Source organism: Catonella sp. (assembly GCF_057250765.1).
In genome coordinates this window covers 99,429-118,457 of sequence record NZ_DBHIEC010000004.1, presented here as the reverse complement: position 1 = coordinate 118,457, position 19,029 = coordinate 99,429, and the positions used below count along the sequence as shown (strand labels likewise).

Sequence of the window (19,029 nt, the reverse complement as noted above, 5' to 3'; positions counted from 1 at the left end):
ATGGGATTTTTCAGTAAACTTGCAGAAGGACTTACAAAAACCAGAAACAACATAATGAACAGTGTCTCCAACATCTTTACGGGACACGACATAATAGATGATGATTTTTATGAGGAGCTTGAAGAAACTCTTATAATGGCAGACCTTGGAATAACTACAACTACCTCTGTGATTGAGAACTTAAAGGACAAGGTGAAGGAGCTAAAGATAAAGGATCCTGCTGACTGTAAGAAACTCCTCATGGACAGCCTAAAGGAGCAGATGCAGGTAAAGCCTGATGCCTATGATTTTGAGAATAAGAAGTCTGTTGTCCTTATGATAGGAGTAAACGGTGTTGGTAAGACTACGTCCGTAGGAAAGCTTGCAAGCCAGCTTAAGAACTCGGGAAAGAAGGTCCTTGTTGCCGCTGCTGATACCTTTAGGGCTGGAGCTATAGAGCAGCTTACAGAATGGGCGAGGCGCTCCGATGTGGAGCTCATTGCACAGAGTGAAGGCAGTGATCCTGCAGCTGTTGTATTTGATGCAGTAAACGCTGCAAAGGCGCGTAATGTAGATGTGCTTATCTGTGATACCGCAGGCCGTCTTCACAATAAGAAGAACCTTATGGATGAGCTTAATAAGATATATAGAATTGTGAGCAAGGAATATCCTGAGGCGGCAGTAGAGACTCTTGTAGTAGTAGATGGTACAACCGGTCAGAATGCTAAAGAACAGGCAAGGCAGTTCTCAGAAGCAGCCCCTGTAAACGGTATAGTGCTAACTAAGCTTGACGGCACTGCAAAAGGCGGTATAGCAATAGCTATAGAGTCTGAGCTTAGCATACCTGTTAAGTATATTGGAATAGGTGAGAAGATAGACGACTTGCAGAAGTTTGATGCAGAAGAGTTTGTGGAAGCTTTGTTTAATGTCGAATAAATTACTATACTTTAATTAGATACTGCTATAATATTGTCGTTTTTCCTGCATATGAGGTGGCATTATGGAAGTGTGGAAAGAGTACAAAAAAGGAATGATTCCAAACGGAAATTATATAGCAAGAATAGTTTGCGGGGATGCTGATGGTTTGATTATTGAGTTAAATAGTACTCATAGTAAAATCGTTCTTGACTTTGGACCTTGTGATGCTTTAAGATTATGTGAAAGAAAGTTAGTGGATACAGCAATGTATGATAATACCGAAAAAATAAAAGAGAATAAGTTTACAAATGTGATATACGAGGTAGAAAATGGTAAATTTATAGAAGAAGTTAAGCTGTATTCAGGCGGATTTTTGACTGAACCACAAGCTAAACAATATTCAATAATTGCTGAGAATATTTGTATAGATGTTATTTATAGAGATGAGCAAGCAAAATCATTTTTAAAAAGTATTTACACGTTTAATTAAATGTTTATTCAAAAGGTTAAATTATTATGGAAAACTGGAAGGAATATCAGAAAGGTATAATACCTAATGATGAGTATTTAGGACAAGTAGTATATCAGGAAGGGATGAAGCCGGTAATAGAACTTGACCCATTGTCTATTAAAGGCATATCTGGTATTAGTATTGAATTTAATCAAGTTTATTCTATTAGAGTATTTGAAGAACATTCAGCAGTTTGGAAGATATTTGAGGAAAGCTTAAAGTTTGACGAAGATAATTATGCTAACATAATTTATGAAGTTGAGAATGGCGATTATACAAGTGATATTAGGAAATTTGCAGGAGAAAAACTTTGCGGAATAACGGTTAAGCAATATGTAGTATTTACATTAAATTATTATTTTGAAATTGTTACTGATTCTGAACCTACAATTAAAATTAGCTCGCTAAACAATGAATAATTTTTACTGGTAAAAACTAAAAGTAAGTGATACAATATCATCAGTCAGCTTAGAGCAGTGGGGATAGTCTAACGGTACCTTTCTGGAAACAGAGGGGAGGTCGATATGAGTACATTAGAAGTTTTAACGCTTTTATTGGTTGTATTTACAGCCTTAACATATATCGATAATCGAAAGAGAAATAAATAGCAGACAGGCTATCCTCTATGCAACTAGGGGATAGCCTGTGATTTGTCTTTGACAATTATAAGTTTCCGCTTGGTAACTGTTGGATTAGCCAATATCCTTCAGTCATCTAAGTTGATTATAAACCAAACTTGTAAATTTTGCAAGTAGGTTTGGGAAAGAGGCATTTGTTTTGCCTCTTTTCTTATCTAAAACAAGAAAGAAAGAGGTAATTATTATGATGACACTGGAGAAATTTGAGGAAGCTGCTGAAGCAGTGAAAAAAGTTGTTAACCCAACAAAGCTTGTGTACAGTGAGTATTTTTCTGCACAAAGTGGCAATAAGGTCTACCTTAAGCCAGAAAATATGCAGTATACAGGTGCTTACAAGGTTAGGGGAGCATACTATAAGATAAGCACTCTTTCTGAAGAAGACAGGAACAAGGGGCTGATTACAGCTTCTGCAGGTAACCACGCTCAAGGTGTGGCTTACGCTGCCAAACTATTTGGTGTAAAAGCGATAGTTGTTATGCCTACAACAACGCCTCTTATTAAGGTAAACCGCACCAAGTCCTACGGTGCAGAGGTAATTCTATATGGAGACATCTATGACGAGGCCTGTGCCTATGCTCTTAAGCTTGCGGGAGAAGATGGGATGACCTTTATACATCCCTTTGATGATGAAGTAGTTGCTACAGGACAGGGTACTATAGCAATGGAAATCTTTAAGGAGCTTCCAACTGTGGACTATATCCTTGTTCCAATAGGCGGAGGCGGTCTCTGTGCAGGAGTATCCACCCTTGCCAAAATGCTTCATCCGGATGTAAAGATAATAGGTGTAGAACCTGCAGGAGCAGCCTGTATGAAGGCTTCTCTTGAGGCAGGAAAGGTCACCAGCCTTAAGAAGGTTGAGACCATAGCTGACGGTACAGCTGTAAGGACACCGGGAACCAATGTATTTCCATATATCCAAAAAAATGTTGATGAAATAATTACAATAGAGGATGAAGAACTTACACTCAACTTCCTTGATATGATAGAGAATCACAAGATGGTGGTTGAGAATTCAGGCCTGCTTACTGTTGCAGCCATAAATAAGCTTGGCGTAACGGGAAAGAAGGTCGTATCCATAATCAGTGGAGGTAATATTGATATAATTACAGTATCTTCAATGGTTCAGCATGGACTTAGACAGAGAGGCAGGATATTTACGGTGTCTGTACTTCTACCTGACCGTCCGGGCGAACTTGCAAGGGTATCTGAGGTAATAGCTGAGCTTAAGGGTAATGTCATCAGGCTTGAGCACAACCAGTTCGTTAACATCAACAGAAATGCTGCTGTGGAGCTCATTATCACTATGGAGTCCTATGGCATGGAGCATAAGAAGGAAATAATTGACGGCCTGGGTAAGAAGGGTTACAAGCCAAGAGAGGTGCAGTCAAAGGGAAGCCTTAATTAGCAGGACTTGCACTTGCTTTTACTATGCATCATTCATGAAAAAGGAGAATAAATGGGATATTTAAGCACTATCACATATGCAATGATACTGTTTCCAATTTTAGCGTTATTTATAACACTGCCTTATATGGTGATTAACTATCGTAAATATGGTTCTGTAAATAAGCTTCGTACCTTGATTTTATATTCGTTTATATTGTATTTACTAACCATATATCTCTTGGTTATTTTACCTCTGCCTGATAGAGACAGCGTTCACCACAGCTACACGGATATGCTTAATTTGCTTCCTTTTTCTTTCGTTTTAGACTTTATAAAGGAAAGCCCGCTTATTTTGTCTAAGCCTGCTACCTGGCTTATGGCACTAAAACATCCGACTTTCTATGTGCCGGCCTTTAATGTCCTTATGTTAATACCTTTTGGAGTATATTTAAGATACTATTTTAAGTGCAGCTTTAAGAAGACAGTGTTTTTAACCGCTCTACTTAGCTTATTCTTTGAGCTGACTCAATTATCAGGTCTCTACTTTATATATCCGGGACCATTCCGTCTCTGTGATATAGATGATATTATACAAAACACAACAGGAGGCTGTATTGGCTATGCTCTGGGTTGGTTTGCTGTTAAGCTGCTGCCATCAAGGGATGTTATAGATGAGAAGTCGCTTGAGGCAGGTGCAAGGGTTTCCGGCATTCGCATTTGCCTTTCGCTTATCATTGATACCTTTATTGTATCCATCCCTTATAGTATCTCAAAAACAACACTTCCTTTTCCTATGTTCATAGCAATATATTTTGCCATAATACCTTTATATAACGGCAAAACCCTAGGAAGTGCATTACTTAGATTTGGACTTGCTTTTGAGAAAAATAAGTGGGTAGGTACGATATTAAGAGGATTATTACTGACAGTATACTTCTACCTCATTCCTTTAGGATTACAGAATATGATGTATGAGTTTAATAAATATGCAGATTCACTTTTATATATTGCTTTATTCTTAATTACTTTTTTGATATTAATATTATTTTGGATATTTACTATTGCAATAGTGTTATTAAATAAACGCTTTTTATTCGACCGTTTATCCCGTGCAGGCTATAGAAGTACGGTAAGAAACCAATAAGTGTTACCTTAGCTGCATTTTATTATCTACACCCAATATGTCCTTGAAATTCTACCCTAATAGGTCTAGACTATAGTTAATACACTCTAAAGGAATAAGGATAATGGAAGACGAGAATAGAAAGTTGTTAAGGATTATACTGAATATGGCCTGGCCAGCTATATTAGAATCTGTGTTCTTTTCGCTTACCGCACTCATTGATTCTTACATGGTGAGCGTACTTGGTGAAAATGCAGTAGCAGGTGTTGGAATTACTGCTCAGCCTAAGTTTTTGGGGCTTGCTATCTGTTTTGCTGCCAATGTGGCTATAGCTGCCCTTGTAGCAAGAAGGTACGGGCAGAAAAATAGAAAGGACGCCAATAGGATTGTCATTACCGGAGTACTTTTTGTTACTTTGGCTACTGTATTTATAAGCCTAATTTCGGTTACTTTTACCGGTACTATAATGGACTTATGTGGTGCAACTCCTGATACCAAGGAATATGGTGAAACATATTTTAGGATAATAATGGGTGGCATTATTTTTAATGTGCTTCAGATGAGCATAAATGCTGCGCAAAGAGGCATAGGGAATACCAAGATTACGATGCGCACCAATGTGGTGAGCAATGTAATAAATATAATCTTTAACTATCTTTTAATAGGAGGTAATCTTGGCTTCCCTAAGCTTGGAATAGTGGGAGCGGCCATATCTACAGTTTTTGGGACAGTGGTTGCCAGTGTGATGAGTATAGCTTCAATTATGAAAAAAGACTGCTTTATCAATATAGGTTATATGATAGCGGAAAAGATAAGGCCTACATTTGCCTGCCTTAAAAACATAACCTCAGTTGGATATAGCGTGTTCCTAGAGCAGCTTCTTATGAGGGTAGGCTTTATGTCAACTGCTATAATGGCGGCTCACCAAGGTACTTCACAGATGGCGGCTCATCAGGTAACTATGAATCTTTTAAGCCTATCATATTCCTTTGGTGACGGAATTCAGTCTACAGTTGTAGCATTAATTGGCAAGAGTCTTGGCGAGGAAAAGCCTGAACTGGCTAAAAAATACGGAGTTATCTGTAGAAAGTTTGCTATTATGATAGCCGCAGTTCTTGCAGTGGTCTACATTTTGGGCAGTAAAGGCATATATTCATTGTTCTTTGACAATCCTGAAGTAATAAATATTGGAATTACCATAAGCCACGTGCTGATAGCTGCAATCATCTTCCAAATCCCAAGCGTAGTCTACATAGGTGCCCTAAGAGGAGCAGGAGATACACTTTATACTGCAATAACCTCTACCATAAGTGTAACCATAATAAGGACATTTGTATCTTACTTTTTTGGTTATGTGCTAGGCATGGGGATAGTTGGTATATGGTTTGGTATAGTCGGGGATCAGTGCAGCAGGTTCATTTTCTCGGAAATACGCTTCAGACAGGGTAAATGGACAAAAATAAAGATATAGCTAGACAATATGTGCATACAAAGTAAGTTTGATAACAGATAAGCAGAAGATACAGGTAGGCATGAGGTGTATGTATAATAATATTAAGCATAGATAAGAAAGATAAGAAAGATAAGAAAGATAAGAAAGATTAGAAAAGATAAGAATATAATTTGGATAATTAAGGGTGTTTAATGAAGATAATAGCTAGGATACAGTCAGACTTTAAGGATAAATTCGGGATTCCAAGGCAAAGCGGCCTTGTAAATGAGCTAACAGCTAAGATAGTGTTTGAGCCTGAATATAGAAATATAGATGCATTTAAGGGGCTAAGTGGGTTTAACTATATCTGGCTTATATGGGAGTTTTCTGAAACTATTACAGATACCTTTAAGGCCAGTGTAAGACCTCCGAGGCTGCCTAGGAATGAACATTTGGGAGTCTTTGCAACTAGGTCTCCATACCGCCCTAACCCAATAGGACTATCAAGTGTAAGGCTGATATCAGTTGAAGAGACAGAGATTGGTCCTGTACTTACCGTAGGAGGTGCTGATTTACTGGATGGAACACCGATATATGATATAAAGCCATATCTACCTTATGCAGACTGTCATACAGACGCTTTTTCAGGATATACAGAGACTACCAAAGCACATAAGCTTCAAGTTGAGGCAGATAACTTAGAACTTGATAAGGTAAGCGAAGATAAAAGAGAGGCTTTGATAAATGTCCTTGCTGAGGATCCAAGACCATCATATCAAAACAGTGATGAAGCAAGGGTATATGGCCTAAGGTTTGCTTCTTATGAGGTAAAGTTTAAGGTAATAGGAGACAAGCTTAGAATACTTAAAATAACTACTACTGTAGAATAAATTCATTCTACAGCTATAAGAAAATTATATTAATTGTTAGTCGTTATTATATTTTAAAAAGGTCTTTCATTTTCCTGTAGAATATATTATTATAGTAGTCGTGGACACAAGATATTGTATCATACTACTGTTGTTTAACAATAACTTGTATTTAAAACCGCGGGAAACTGCCTGTAACGGGCATTTGGAACTTAATATTATTTAAGGGAGTGTGGAAGTCGTGAAGATTATCAAAAGAAGTGGTCAGGAAAATACCTTTGACGGCAATAAAATTACCGTTGCTGTAAGAAAGGCGAACAAGGAGGTTAACGATAACCTTAGACTTACGGAGGAAGAAGTTCTTGCAATTACAGAGAATGTTACTAATGTGTGCTCCAGTATGAGCAGAGCTCTTAGTGTTGAAGAGATACAGGATTTAGTTGAGAATGAACTTATGAAAACCGGCAAGAATGAAGTTGCCAGAAAGTACATTACATACAGATATAAGAGGGCGTTGGTTCGTCAGGCTAATACCACAGATGACCAGATTCTAAGCCTTATCGAATGTGATAACGAAGAGGTTAAGCAGGAGAATTCCAACAAAAACCCTACAGTTAACAGTGTTCAGAGAGACTATATGGCAGGTGAGGTAAGTAAGGATATTACCAGAAGGTTCTTACTTCCTGAAGATATAGTAAGGGCACACGAAGAAGGTATTATACATTTTCATGACAGCGATTATTTTGCACAGCACATGTATAACTGCTGCCTTGTAAATCTTGAAGATATGCTTCAAAACGGTACAGTTATATCTGAGACTATGATTGAGAGACCTAGAAGCTTCTCAACAGCCTGCAATATTGCTACTCAGGCTATTGCTCAGATAGCAAGTAACCAGTATGGCGGACAGAGTATAACACTTAGCCACCTCGTACCTTTTGTAGATGTAAGCAGACAGAAGTACCGTGTGGAGGTAGCAAAGGAATTTGCCGTAGCGGGAGTTGAGCTTGATACTGAGAAGATTGAAAAGGTTGCTGAGCTAAGAGTACGTGAAGAAGTTAGACGAGGAGTTCAGGTTATACAGTATCAGGTTATTACCCTTATGACAACCAATGGTCAGGCACCTTTCATTACTGTATTTATGTATTTGAATGAAGTGCCTGAGGGTCGTACCAGAGACGACCTTGCGCTTGTGATAGAGGAAATGCTCAATCAGCGTATGCAGGGGGTTAAGAATGAGAAGGGAGTATGGATTACTCCTGCTTTCCCTAAGCTTATATATGTACTTGAAGAGGATAACGTAGGTAAGGACAGTAAGTATTATTATCTTACTGAGCTTGCAGCAAAGTGTACTGCTAAACGCCTTGTACCTGACTATATATCTGAGAAGATTATGCTCAGGGAAAAGGGTGATGTTTATCCTTGTATGGGCTGCCGTTCCTTCCTAACACCTGATAGATTTACAGATGAGGAAGTAGGCAATATAGCTAAGGCTAAGAACTACGATGAGAAAAAGCATAAATACTACGGAAGATTCAATCAGGGTGTTGTAACCATTAACCTTGTTGACGTTGCCTGCTCATCTAAGAAAAATGAAGCGGATTTTTGGAGAATCCTTGATGAGCGTCTTGAGCTTTGCCACAGAGCACTTAGAGCAAGACATGACAGGCTTCTTGGCACACTTTCTGATTCTGCGCCTATTCTTTGGCAAAATGGTGCCATAGCAAGACTTGCTAAGGGAGAGAAGATAGATGAGCTACTTTACAATGGATATTCAACCATTTCCTTGGGATACGCAGGTCTATATGAGATGACAAAGTACATGAAGGATGCAAGCCATACTTCCCCAGAGGGTAAGGAATTTGCTCTTAAGGTTATGGAGAAGTTAAATGAGGCTTGTAATAAGTGGAAGAAGGAAGAAAATATTGATTATTCAGTATATGGTACACCTCTTGAATCAACCACTTACAAGTTCTCAAAGTGCTTACAAAAGAGATTTGGGCTTATTGAGGGTGTAACTGACAGAAACTATATTACCAATAGTTATCATGTACATGTATCAGAGAAGATTAATGCTTTTTCAAAGCTTAAGTTTGAGTCTGACTTCCAGAAGCTTTCTCCGGGTGGAGCTATAAGCTATGTGGAAGTACCTAATATGAGTAACAATGTAGAGGCTGTAATCTCTATTATGCAGTATATTTATGACAATATCATGTATGCTGAGCTTAATACAAAGAGTGATTACTGTCAGTGCTGTGGCTTTGATGGAGAAATCAAGATTGTTAATGATGAAGACGGCAAGCTTGTTTGGGAATGCCCAAATTGCGGTAATAAGGATCAGGATAAGATGAATGTTGCAAGACGTACCTGTGGTTATATCGGTACCCAGTACTGGAATCAGGGACGTACACAGGAGATAGCGGAGAGAGTTCTTCATTTATGATGAATTATTGCGAAATAAAATACTTTGATGTAGCTAATGGACCCGGAGTGAGGACCAGCCTCTTTGTAAGTGGCTGTACTCACCACTGTAAGGGCTGTTTCAACGAAATGGCCTGGGATTTTAACTCAGGCAAAGAATATACTACTGATGTAGAAGGGGAGATTATATCTTCCCTTTCTCCATCATTTATAGCAGGCCTTACCATTCTTGGCGGAGAGCCTATGGAAGTCCGCAATCAGAGCGGGGTAGCAGGACTTATTAAGCGGATTAAAGCTGATTTACCTGAAAAGTCTATTTGGCTATTTTCAGGCTATACCTTTAACGAGCTACTTGACGTTTCTAATTCCCGCTGTCATGGTGAACACACTATGGATATTCTTAACAATATAGATGTGCTTGTAGACGGTAAGTTCGTCCTTGAGCTTAAAGATTTGAGCCTGAAGTTTAGAGGAAGCTCTAACCAGCGTATCATAGATATGAAGAGGAGCCTTAAAAATGAGAGAGTAGTTCTCTCTGAGTACATGGAGAAATAAGTAGAAAATAAAAAGAAGAGTCTGTCCCACTTATTGTAAATGGGATAGGCTCTTTTAAGTCTTATAAAACTTAACTGATAGTTGAACGCATTTATTACAGCATTATTTTTGGAGTGTTTCAAAATAATAAATTCATTTGCATGCAAGTTTGCACAGAGTTTTTACACTTTTGACACCTGTGTCATAATATGTTTTAGCACAGACCTGAAGATAGCTGATAAGCTCTCCTTAGAGTCCAAAACCTTGTCATTCACAAGGGTATATATGGTTTTATCTGAATAATCAGCCTTAAATACAGGAAGAAAGCCTGACTCAGGCAGCTTTATAAAGGAGCCTCTCTGCCTTGTATAGCAGTTAGAAGCTGAAGCCTTTACTTTATTTTCTTTATCCACAAAGACTGCCAGACTCTTATGTACTACCATGTCCTCTTTAGGGAGATAGTAGTAGTTTTTATAGTCCTTGTAGAACAACTTAAGCTCAGTTTCATACATATCTAAGGTTAAATCTATCCTATTTATAGTGCTTTCATCAATAAAGCAACAGGAGAAGCCATCTCCACGAAGCTCATCTTTCCCTAGAATATCGAAGTCGACCTTTGTTGATAAGATGATTTTACCTGTTGTATCATCAACAACACAGTCAATTTCAAGCTCATCACCAGAATCAATAAGAGTTTCAAGTTCTTTTATGAAGTTATAAAGCTTTGTAAGCCTTGCTAAGCCTGCTAAATCATCACTGTTGTGTAGTATTAAAGTATTGTATATTTCTTCTTTTTCAGATGAATCACTAAATCTTAGCTTTAAAAACTTAGCATACCATTCCACGAGCTCACCGCCTGAGTATTTGTCCTCCCTTAAGATACCAAGATAGGCTTCAACCTCCTTTTGTTTCAGTCCGCTTAATCCAAGAAACTTCCTATAGGAAGAAAATACCCTATAGAAGTCAATAATCTCATATTTATAAGCCTCAAAGGTGAGACTGTGTTTATCGTATTTTTTCGTGAGATATGGCAGGTCAAATGTGGTTCCATTGTAGCAAATAAGGTATTTTTTATCTTTTATAAAGTCTGAAAAGGCGGATAGTGCCTCTTTTTCAGACTTATTATCCTCAGCAAACCACTGAATCAGCCACCATTTACCCTCTTTAAAGTATATGCAGCCAATGAGGTAAAGAGCAGTAACATCAGCAGAAAATCCTGTAGTTTCTATATCAAAATAAACTGTTTCCTCTGAGCTAATGCCAATTGGAGGCTTAAAACAATTATCAATGGCTTTTTGTTCTATTATCATAACTTTCATCCTTTAGGTGTTTTAGTTTGCAGATTTATTATAGCAGAAATGATTGATTTGTAGCAAGATTTCTAAGATAAGTGTAATACCTGATGTAAAAGTTAAAACTAAAAAAACTATACCCAATATAACTATAAAATAACCTTCAATAGCTGTATATTTCATTGATTTATTAATTGAAGCAGCTATATAATTTTGTAATTGAACCTATAACATGTTTCAAAATAGTTATAACACCATGTTGCATTTAAGCCACAAAACTACAAACAGGTATCTGATAAAAACCATCAAGAATAATGGCTTGAAAAAAATGTTATTAAATGGTAAAATACAAAGATGACTTTAAATGACAATACCCCTATGGAGGATTAGATATGAAAGCTTATGGAGTTAATGAATTAAGAAGGATGTTCCTTGAGTTCTTTGAGAAAAAAGGACATCTTAAGATGAATAGTTTTTCACTTGTACCACATAATGATAACAGCTTGCTTATTATAAACTCCGGTATGGCACCACTTAAGCCTTATTTTACGGGACAGGAGATACCGCCATCTACAAGAGTCTGTACCTGTCAGAAATGTATTCGTACAGGAGATATAGACAATGTAGGTAAGACAGCAAGACATGGTACCTTCTTTGAGATGCTTGGAAACTTCTCCTTTGGAGATTATTTTAAGGAGGAGGCTATTCCTTGGGCTTGGGAATTCCTTACAGAGACAGTTGGTATCCCTGCTGACAGACTTTATCCATCAGTATATGTGGATGACAATGAGGCGTATGAAATCTGGAATAAGAAGATGAATATTGCACCTGAGAGAATATTCAAATTTGGCAAAGAGGACAATTTCTGGGAGCATGGTTCAGGTCCTTGCGGCCCTTGTACAGAGATTTACTTTGACAGGGGAGAGAAGTACGGCTGTGGAAAGCCTACCTGTACTGTAGGCTGCGACTGCGACAGGTATATGGAAGTATGGAATGTTGTATTTTCACAGTTTAATAATGATGGTAAGGGACATTACACAGAACTTGAACAGAAGAATATCGATACTGGTATGGGACTTGAGAGACTTGCTGTAGCTGTACAGGATGTAGATTCTATCTTTGATGTGGATACTCTCTTGGCTCTTAGAAATAAGGTTTGTGAAATAGCAGGAAAGAAATATAAGGAAAACGAGAAGAATGATGTCTCTATCCGTGTAATTACTGACCATATACGCTCTGCTACCTTTATGATATCTGACGGCATTATGCCTTCAAATGAGGGCAGAGGCTATGTGCTTAGAAGAATAATAAGAAGGGCTGACAGACATGGAAAGCTTCTCGGTATAGATGGAGCCTTTCTTGTAGGCCTTGCTAAGGCTGTGATTGCAGGAAGTAAGGATGGTTATCCTGAGCTGGCTGAAAAGCAGGATTTTATTCTAAGTGTAATTGAGCAGGAAGAAGAGAAGTTTGAAAAGACCATAAATCAGGGACTTGAGATTCTTGAAGGCATACAGAAAGATATGGAAGCTAAGGGTGTTAAGACTATGTCAGGCGAAGATGCCTTTAAGCTTTATGATACATACGGCTTCCCTATTGACTTAACCAAGGAAATCCTTGAAGAAAAGGGAATGGACATAGACGAAGAAGCTTTCAAGCAGGCTATGAAGGTACAGAAGGACACTGCAAGAAATGCTAGGAAAACCACCAGCTACATGGGTGCCGATGCTACTGTATATGAGCAGATTGATCCTGCTATTAACTCCGAGTTTATCGGCTATGACAAGACAGAGGCTGAGGGCAAAATTGTGGCCCTTGTAAGTGTAAGTTCTGAGGAAGATGGAGAGGAAAGTGCTGTATCAGAGGCACTTACTGATGGAATGGCAGGAGCTATAATCACAGATGTAACGCCATTTTATGCTACAAAGGGTGGACAGGTAGGAGATGTAGGTGTAATAACTCTTGGAGATTCTGTATTTGAAGTAAAGGATACTACACCTGTAGCCGGTTCTAAGATAGCCCATGTAGGTCAGGTTGTAAAGGGAATGTTTAAGGTAGGTGATAAGGTTGTGCTTAAGGTTGACGGTGAGAACCGTATGTCAACCTGTAGAAACCACAGTGCTACCCATCTTTTACAGAAGGCTCTTCGTGAAGTACTTGGAACCCACGTTGAGCAGTCCGGTTCTTATCAGGATGCAGGCAGAACCAGATTTGACTTTAGTCACTTTAAGGCTATGACTCCGGAGGAAATTAAGGCTGTTGAAAAGCTTGTAAATGACAAGATAGCAGAGTCTCTTCCTGTAGACACCAAGGTGATGTCAGTTGAAGATGCTAAGAAGAGCGGAGCTATGGCTCTCTTTGGCGAGAAATACGGAGATGAAGTCCGCGTAGTAGGAATGGGAGAGTTCTCTAAGGAGTTCTGCGGTGGTACACACGTTAAGAATACTGGAATGATAGGACAGTTCAAGATTATTTCTGAGAGCGGTGTAGCTGCAGGAATAAGAAGAATCGAGGCTATCACAGGTCATAATGTAATAAAGTACTATGAGAATCTTGAAAATACAATAGCTGAGGCTGCAAAGATCATTAAGGCAAGCCCTGATAAGCTTGTAGAGAAGGCTAAGCACCTTATGGAGGAGATTAAGGCTCTTCAGAGTGAGAATGAATCACTTAAGAATAAGGCCGCTAAAGAGGCCCTTGGCGATGTTATGGACAAGGTAGTGGAAATCGGAGGAGTTAAGGTTCTCTCCGTAGAAATACCTGAAACTGATGGAAATGAGCTTAGAACTCTTGGAGATGAGCTTAAGAATAAGCTTGGTGAAGGACTTATCTTCCTTGCATCCGCTAAGGATGGTAAGGTAAATCTTGTTGCTATGGCTACAGATGGTGCCGTAAAGGCAGGAGTTCACGCAGGCAACCTTATAAAGACAGTTGCACCTATAGTAGGTGGTGGCGGCGGTGGAAGACCTAATATGGCTCAGGCAGGTGGCAAACTTCCTGAAAAAACAGCTAAAGCCGTTGAAGCTGTCAAAGACGAGGTTAAAACACAGTTAGGTGTTTAATTATTTCACCCAGATCATATATTAACATAAATAGAAAGTCACTATAATTAAGGTTTAACTATATTTATAGTGACTTTTTTAATAGGAGTTTATATGTCGCTTTCGAGCCTGTTTTTTGCACTTTGTTTCTTGCCTATAATGGCAATGATATACTTTACTACAACTGTAGTAGGATATAAAAATAGAATTATATTGATTTTTTCTTTGCTTTTCTATTCTTTTGGAGGAGTAAGCTATCTTGTACTTCTTATGGTTATGACTGCCATAGGTTGGATTTCAGGTGTAAAAATAGAAACTGCACCAGATAAAAAGACTAAGAAGAAGTGGCTTATATTTTCAATTGTTGTCTTTGTTTTGGTGCTTGGTATATTTAAGTATACTAATTTTTTTGTGGGAACAGTTACTTCTATTGCAGGAATTAACTGGAAGCCACTAGCAATTGCACTTCCTATGGGAATATCATTTTATACATTTAAGCTTATTTCATATGTGACTGATGTTTATACGGGAAAATGTAGTGCAGAAGAGCATTACAGTGTTTTGCTTTTATACACATCTATATTCCCTCAGGCCTTGCAGGGACCGATTGAGAGATATAAGGATATTAAAGATGAGATTTATAATAGGGATACTAGAGCTTATGATATATCTGAGGGTATTTACAGGTTTGCAGTAGGTCTGGCCAAAAAGACCATTCTTGCTGACCATATAGGAGAACTTGTCAACACACTTTCACCTGTCACTGAGTCTATATCAGGAGCTACAATGCTTGCTGTCTGGGTTGGCTCTCTTTGCTATGCAATGCAGCTATATCTTGATTTTTCTGCTTATACTGATATGGCAATTGGTGTAGGCCGTATCTTAGGCTTTCATTTTACAGAGAACTTCAATTATCCCTATGCTGCTACTTCAGTAAAGGATTTTTGGAGAAGATGGCATATAACACTAAGCAGTTTTTTTAGAGACTACGTGTATATCCCTCTGGGAGGTAACAGAGCAGGGCTTCTTAGAACTGGCTTTAATCTTTTTATAGTATGGATGCTTACAGGTCTTTGGCATGGTGCAAGTTGGAACTTCGTGCTTTGGGGGTTATTCTATATGCCTTTTATAATGATTGAAAACTGGTGGAAAAAGATGAATTTTCCTTTACTTCCCAGAATCATAAGACAGGTAATTACAATCTTTATTATTAACTTTGCGTGGCTATTATTTAGATACAGCGATATCAATCAGCTAAAGGAAGTTATTTCAATCTTCCTTGGAATTAAAAGTAATGGATTTAGCATATCTACTGTAAATATTAGTATACAGAATAATATATTTATAATCATGGCCTGTGTTTTATCCTGTACGCCTGTATTTAGTTTATTAGGTAAAATGATATCTGCCAAGGCTTGTAACAGTAGAAGTGCAGCCTGCCTTTATCAGGGAATGCGCACTTTATTCTGCCTTATTTTGCTTTTACTATCATTAGCAGCCATGGCAGGAAATAGCTTTACTCCATTCCTTTATAATCAGTTTTAATCCAAGTTAAGGAGTTTATATGAACGAAAAAAACATTTGGCATAAGATAAGGGTTGCACTTATGTCTATAACTGTTATGGTTTTTATGATAATAGGATTCTTAATATTTATAAGGCCAACTGAATCTGAGCTTGAAAAGAGAAAGCTTGCGGTATTTCCTAGCCCTACCACCCGTACTGTACTTGATGGAAGTTTTTTTAAGGACATTGTGACCTGGTATGCGGACACCTATCCTCTAAGAGAGAAGATGATTGCATTTCAGTCGGATGCCGAAGAGATGTATGGAATCAGAGATACTGTGATATATGGTGACACAGGACAGACAGCAGATGCAATTCCAAGTGGAAATGAGGAAACTGCTCCCATTATATCCAATATAGATGAGGATACTTCCGACAATACCGTGGACGAGAGCACATTAGACAAAGATAACAGTTCATGGGATGAACAAAACATAGATAACACCTCAACATCAGCAGTTAAGGAAATTGCTGAAAACGCTACAGTATCAGGAAGCGCCGATACTGTAACAAAGTCCAATGAGAATATTAATGTTCAGAATAAGAAGGAGAACAGTAAGGATAAGCCCCTTAAGGATGGAACATTAAAGGTTCAGCCTGAAGTAGCAGGAACAGTCTATATAGCCGAAAACAGAGGCTTCACTCTTTATTATTTTTATAAAAAGGGAGCCGATTTATATGCATCAATGCTTAACACTGTAGTCAAAAAGGTTGAGAATATAGCCTCAGTATATGATATAGTAGTGCCAAACAGCTTCGGAGTAAATCTTGATGAGGAGATTCAAAAAAGTATGAATACTTCCAATCAGGGAGAGGCAATTAGTTATATTTATAAAAAGCTTAACCCATCTATTAAGACTGTTGAGACCTATAAACAGCTTAGAAACCACAATTCCGAATACCTATATTTTAAGACAGACCACCACTGGACAGCTCTTGGTGCGTACTATGTGTATAGGAGTTTTTGTGAAGTTAAAGGCATTACTCCACACGAGTTAAAGGATTATAAGAAGAAGGAATTTCCTGATTTCTTAGGTTCATTTTATGCATACAGCAATCAGTCAAAAGCGCTTGCCAAAAACCCTGATACTGTAGAAGCCTATATTCCTATCGCTACAAACAAAGAGACTATTACTCCACGAGAAGGAAAGCCTTATACTTATGATATAATAAGTGATGCAAATAAATTCTCTGCTGCCAATAAATACCTGGCATTTATTGGAGGAGACCAGCCTTTAATTGAAATAAAGAATCCAAGATTAAGTGATGACAGTTCATGTATTATAATCAAAGAGTCATATGGTAATGCATTTGTACCTTTCCTTGTGGATCATTATCAGCACGTGTATGTGGTTGATTATAGGTATTATACCGGTAACGTTGTTAATCTAGCTAAGAAGCATAGTAATACAGACATTGTTTTCTTAAATAATACTGCTGCAACAAGTGTAGAGAAGTCAAAGCTAATGCTTGGGATATTTAAGTAGAAGGAGATGTGATGGCTAAATTATATTTTAGGTACGGTGCTATGAACTGTGGTAAGACAACGGCTCTTTTACAGACAGCACATAATTACTCAGAAAGCGGTCAGAAGGCCATAATAATAAAGCCTGCTGTAGACACAAAGATGAAGTCCTGTGTCACCAGCCGCCTCGGGATAAGCAGAGAAGTAGACCTACTGGTTGGGGAAAATGATAATCTTTTTGAGTATTTTGAAGAGAATGGACAAGGACTTGACTGTATACTGGTTGATGAGGTACAGTTTCTTACGGTAGCTCAGATAGAAGAGCTTTATAGGGTGGCAGTAGTGCTTAATATCCCTGTAATATGCTATGGGCTTAGGGCTGACTTTAGAATGGATGGCTTTCCTGCCAGTTCAAGATTGTTAGAGCTCGCACATTCCATAACCGAGATGAAGAATGTCTGCGCTTGTGGCAAAAAGGCTACCTGCAACCTTAGGCTGGTTAATAATGTGCCTGTGTTTAAGGGAAATCAGATAGAAATTGATGATTCTGACTTTATATCTTATAAGGCTGTATGCTCAGAATGCTATGAAAGGCTTAAATCTTCTACAAATGCTTGACTTTAGGGCTAAATAATTATATACTACTGTTATAGTAAAAAAGTCGTAAGACAGTAGTAGTATATTATTGAGTGGGGAGACAGTTATGAGCGAACTGAGATTACACGAAGGCGAACTGAACATTATGGAACTTCTTTGGTCTAATAAGGAGCTTGCGGCCAAAGATATATCTAAGATTATTAAGGAATATATAGGCTGGGAGAAAAACACCACATATACTGTAATTAAAAGATTAATAGATAAGGGTGCTGTTCAAAGAACAGATCCAGGTTTTATCTGTAGTGCACTTGTGTCGCAGCGTTCTGTTCGTGAAATTGAGACAAAGAGACTGATAGATCAGTTCTATAATGGCTCATTACAGACGTTTATCAGCGAATACCTAAAGAATCAAAGCCTTTCAGCAGGTGATATTGCAGAGTTACAGAAGCTTGCTAAGAACTCCAGCAGGAAGTTCTAAAAGAAACTTATAAGTAAACATAGGTGCTTATAGTTTATTTATTTAACTTACAATATAAATATGTGTAATAAGCAGTAAGAGAACATGATATTATAATAAGAGAGTGCACGAAGGCTTCATCCTATCGGCACTCTTTTATGTTTAACTAAATTATACACTTTTATACATTGTTACTAAGAAACACTAAAGCAGTTCCTCTACGACGTAGAATAAGCCTGTTTTTTCATCAAACAAAGAGTATAGGCGTCTACTATCCTCAGGACCTCCATCCCAAGCCTTTCTTTGAGCAGTTAGTATCTTGTATTTAGCGTTTGCATCGGAGAGGGCAGTCTTGACGTTTGTATCTGTAATCTGACTAATTAAGTTAGTCAGATAAAGTTTATATTCATCATCTATATCAGTATAATAATTTCTCAAATCAAAGAAGGTATCAGTTGTTTCCCGCTTATCAACCCTAATCACAAATACCTTAGTACCTTCACCGAACCAGTTGGTATTTTTATACTGAGTTAAAACTTCAGTACCTTTAGGAAGATTGATATGCCAGTTATTATACAACACGTAAGAAGGACTATTAGTAATTACATAGTTTCTTCCATACGAAAATATATTATAGATTAAGAATAAGGACAATAAAGTCAAAACTATTTCTTTAAGATAATATTTTATGGAAGAATCATCAATAATCTTATATCCTGTATATACTTTATTTCTCAAATATATCACCTGCCTTTTAATATAGTGATAGAAACCTTGTTATGTTTTTAATTTAACACTTAACTA

Annotated in this window: 16 protein-coding genes; 14 read left to right on the top strand and 2 right to left on the bottom strand. The window is 37.8% G+C overall.

Annotation, left to right across the window (positions count from 1 at the left end):
* The 9 genes from ftsY to nrdG all read left to right on the top strand — a co-directional run bounded on the left by ftsY (position 1) and on the right by nrdG (position 9,832).
* Entirely contained in the window at positions 1 to 915 is a 915-nt protein-coding gene (gene ftsY, locus ACO6HM_RS03415; RefSeq protein WP_485389771.1) for a signal recognition particle-docking protein FtsY, read from the top strand.
* Positions 916 to 979: 64 nt separating this feature from the next.
* Positions 980 to 1,387 carry a hypothetical protein gene (locus ACO6HM_RS03410; RefSeq protein ID WP_485389770.1) on the top strand — a complete coding sequence of 136 codons (408 nt, stop codon included), beginning with the start codon at positions 980 to 982 and terminating at the stop codon, positions 1,385 to 1,387.
* A gap of 26 nt (positions 1,388 to 1,413) precedes the next feature.
* Positions 1,414 to 1,827 carry a hypothetical protein gene (locus tag ACO6HM_RS03405; RefSeq protein ID WP_485389769.1) on the top strand — a complete coding sequence of 138 codons (414 nt, stop codon included), beginning with the start codon at positions 1,414 to 1,416 and terminating at the stop codon, positions 1,825 to 1,827.
* Positions 1,828 to 2,230: 403 nt separating this feature from the next.
* The gene (ilvA, locus tag ACO6HM_RS03400; protein WP_485385469.1) at positions 2,231 to 3,451 is read left to right on the top strand and encodes a threonine ammonia-lyase; all 1,221 of its coding nucleotides are present in this window, start codon (positions 2,231 to 2,233) and stop codon (positions 3,449 to 3,451) included.
* Between the two features lie 51 nt (positions 3,452 to 3,502).
* Positions 3,503 to 4,576 (top strand): VanZ family protein, encoded by a 1,074-nt coding sequence (locus ACO6HM_RS03395; protein WP_485389768.1) that lies wholly within the window; start codon positions 3,503 to 3,505, stop codon positions 4,574 to 4,576.
* 103 nt (positions 4,577 to 4,679) lie between these two features.
* Positions 4,680 to 6,026, top strand: coding sequence for an MATE family efflux transporter (locus tag ACO6HM_RS03390; RefSeq protein WP_485389767.1), 1,347 nt, complete (start codon positions 4,680 to 4,682; stop codon positions 6,024 to 6,026).
* Between the two features lie 173 nt (positions 6,027 to 6,199).
* A complete protein-coding gene (tsaA, locus tag ACO6HM_RS03385) occupies positions 6,200 to 6,877 on the top strand; it encodes a tRNA (N6-threonylcarbamoyladenosine(37)-N6)-methyltransferase TrmO (protein WP_485389766.1) in 678 nt (225 codons plus the stop codon).
* 220 nt (positions 6,878 to 7,097) lie between these two features.
* On the top strand, positions 7,098 to 9,299 hold the full coding sequence (gene nrdD, locus ACO6HM_RS03380) for an anaerobic ribonucleoside-triphosphate reductase (protein ID WP_485389765.1): 2,202 nt from the start codon (positions 7,098 to 7,100) through the stop codon (positions 9,297 to 9,299).
* Positions 9,299 to 9,832, top strand: coding sequence for an anaerobic ribonucleoside-triphosphate reductase activating protein (nrdG, locus tag ACO6HM_RS03375; protein WP_485389813.1), 534 nt, complete (start codon positions 9,299 to 9,301; stop codon positions 9,830 to 9,832). The genes nrdD and nrdG overlap by 1 nt, the downstream gene beginning before the upstream one ends.
* Positions 9,833 to 9,993: 161 nt before the next feature.
* On the opposite strand, the gene ACO6HM_RS03370 is transcribed toward nrdG, so the two are convergent.
* A complete protein-coding gene (locus ACO6HM_RS03370) occupies positions 9,994 to 11,121 on the bottom strand; it encodes a ribonuclease H-like domain-containing protein (RefSeq protein ID WP_485389764.1) in 1,128 nt (375 codons plus the stop codon).
* 374 nt (positions 11,122 to 11,495) lie between these two features.
* On the opposite strand from ACO6HM_RS03370, the gene alaS reads away from it, so the two are divergent.
* The 5 genes from alaS (at position 11,496) to ACO6HM_RS03345 (ending at position 18,246) form a co-directional block, all read left to right on the top strand.
* Positions 11,496 to 14,162: an alanine--tRNA ligase gene (gene alaS, locus ACO6HM_RS03365; protein ID WP_485389763.1), complete on the top strand. Its 2,667-nt coding sequence runs from the start codon at positions 11,496 to 11,498 to the stop codon at positions 14,160 to 14,162.
* Between the two features lie 93 nt (positions 14,163 to 14,255).
* Entirely contained in the window at positions 14,256 to 15,686 is a 1,431-nt protein-coding gene (locus ACO6HM_RS03360) for an MBOAT family O-acyltransferase (RefSeq protein ID WP_485389762.1), read from the top strand.
* Between the two features lie 19 nt (positions 15,687 to 15,705).
* Positions 15,706 to 17,193 carry a DHHW family protein gene (locus ACO6HM_RS03355; RefSeq protein WP_485389761.1) on the top strand — a complete coding sequence of 496 codons (1,488 nt, stop codon included), beginning with the start codon at positions 15,706 to 15,708 and terminating at the stop codon, positions 17,191 to 17,193.
* Positions 17,194 to 17,204: 11 nt separating this feature from the next.
* Positions 17,205 to 17,789 (top strand): thymidine kinase, encoded by a 585-nt coding sequence (locus ACO6HM_RS03350; protein WP_485389760.1) that lies wholly within the window; start codon positions 17,205 to 17,207, stop codon positions 17,787 to 17,789.
* Between the two features lie 85 nt (positions 17,790 to 17,874).
* Positions 17,875 to 18,246, top strand: coding sequence for a BlaI/MecI/CopY family transcriptional regulator (locus ACO6HM_RS03345; protein WP_236013710.1), 372 nt, complete (start codon positions 17,875 to 17,877; stop codon positions 18,244 to 18,246).
* Between the two features lie 183 nt (positions 18,247 to 18,429).
* On the opposite strand, the gene ACO6HM_RS03340 is transcribed toward ACO6HM_RS03345, so the two are convergent.
* Entirely contained in the window at positions 18,430 to 18,963 is a 534-nt protein-coding gene (locus ACO6HM_RS03340) for a hypothetical protein (protein ID WP_485389759.1), read from the bottom strand.
* Positions 18,964 to 19,029: the final 66 nt, after the last annotated feature.

Excerpts from the sequence above, each read along its gene's own strand:
- nrdG (WP_485389813.1), top strand. The coding sequence starts at position 9,299 with ATGAATTATTGCGAAATAAAATACTTTGATGTAGCTAATGGACCCGGA.
- ilvA (WP_485385469.1), top strand. The coding sequence starts at position 2,231 with ATGATGACACTGGAGAAATTTGAGGAAGCTGCTGAAGCAGTGAAAAAA.
- ACO6HM_RS03370 (WP_485389764.1), bottom strand. The coding sequence starts at position 11,121 with ATGATAATAGAACAAAAAGCCATTGATAATTGTTTTAAGCCTCCAATT.
- ACO6HM_RS03390 (WP_485389767.1), top strand. The coding sequence starts at position 4,680 with ATGGAAGACGAGAATAGAAAGTTGTTAAGGATTATACTGAATATGGCC.
- ACO6HM_RS03395 (WP_485389768.1), top strand. The coding sequence starts at position 3,503 with ATGGGATATTTAAGCACTATCACATATGCAATGATACTGTTTCCAATT.
- ACO6HM_RS03360 (WP_485389762.1), top strand. The coding sequence starts at position 14,256 with ATGTCGCTTTCGAGCCTGTTTTTTGCACTTTGTTTCTTGCCTATAATG.
- ACO6HM_RS03350 (WP_485389760.1), top strand. The coding sequence starts at position 17,205 with ATGGCTAAATTATATTTTAGGTACGGTGCTATGAACTGTGGTAAGACA.
- tsaA (WP_485389766.1), top strand. The coding sequence starts at position 6,200 with ATGAAGATAATAGCTAGGATACAGTCAGACTTTAAGGATAAATTCGGG.
- ACO6HM_RS03410 (WP_485389770.1), top strand. The coding sequence starts at position 980 with ATGGAAGTGTGGAAAGAGTACAAAAAAGGAATGATTCCAAACGGAAAT.
- alaS (WP_485389763.1), top strand. The coding sequence starts at position 11,496 with ATGAAAGCTTATGGAGTTAATGAATTAAGAAGGATGTTCCTTGAGTTC.
- ACO6HM_RS03345 (WP_236013710.1), top strand. The coding sequence starts at position 17,875 with ATGAGCGAACTGAGATTACACGAAGGCGAACTGAACATTATGGAACTT.
- ACO6HM_RS03355 (WP_485389761.1), top strand. The coding sequence starts at position 15,706 with ATGAACGAAAAAAACATTTGGCATAAGATAAGGGTTGCACTTATGTCT.
- ftsY (WP_485389771.1), top strand. The coding sequence starts at position 1 with ATGGGATTTTTCAGTAAACTTGCAGAAGGACTTACAAAAACCAGAAAC.
- ACO6HM_RS03405 (WP_485389769.1), top strand. The coding sequence starts at position 1,414 with ATGGAAAACTGGAAGGAATATCAGAAAGGTATAATACCTAATGATGAG.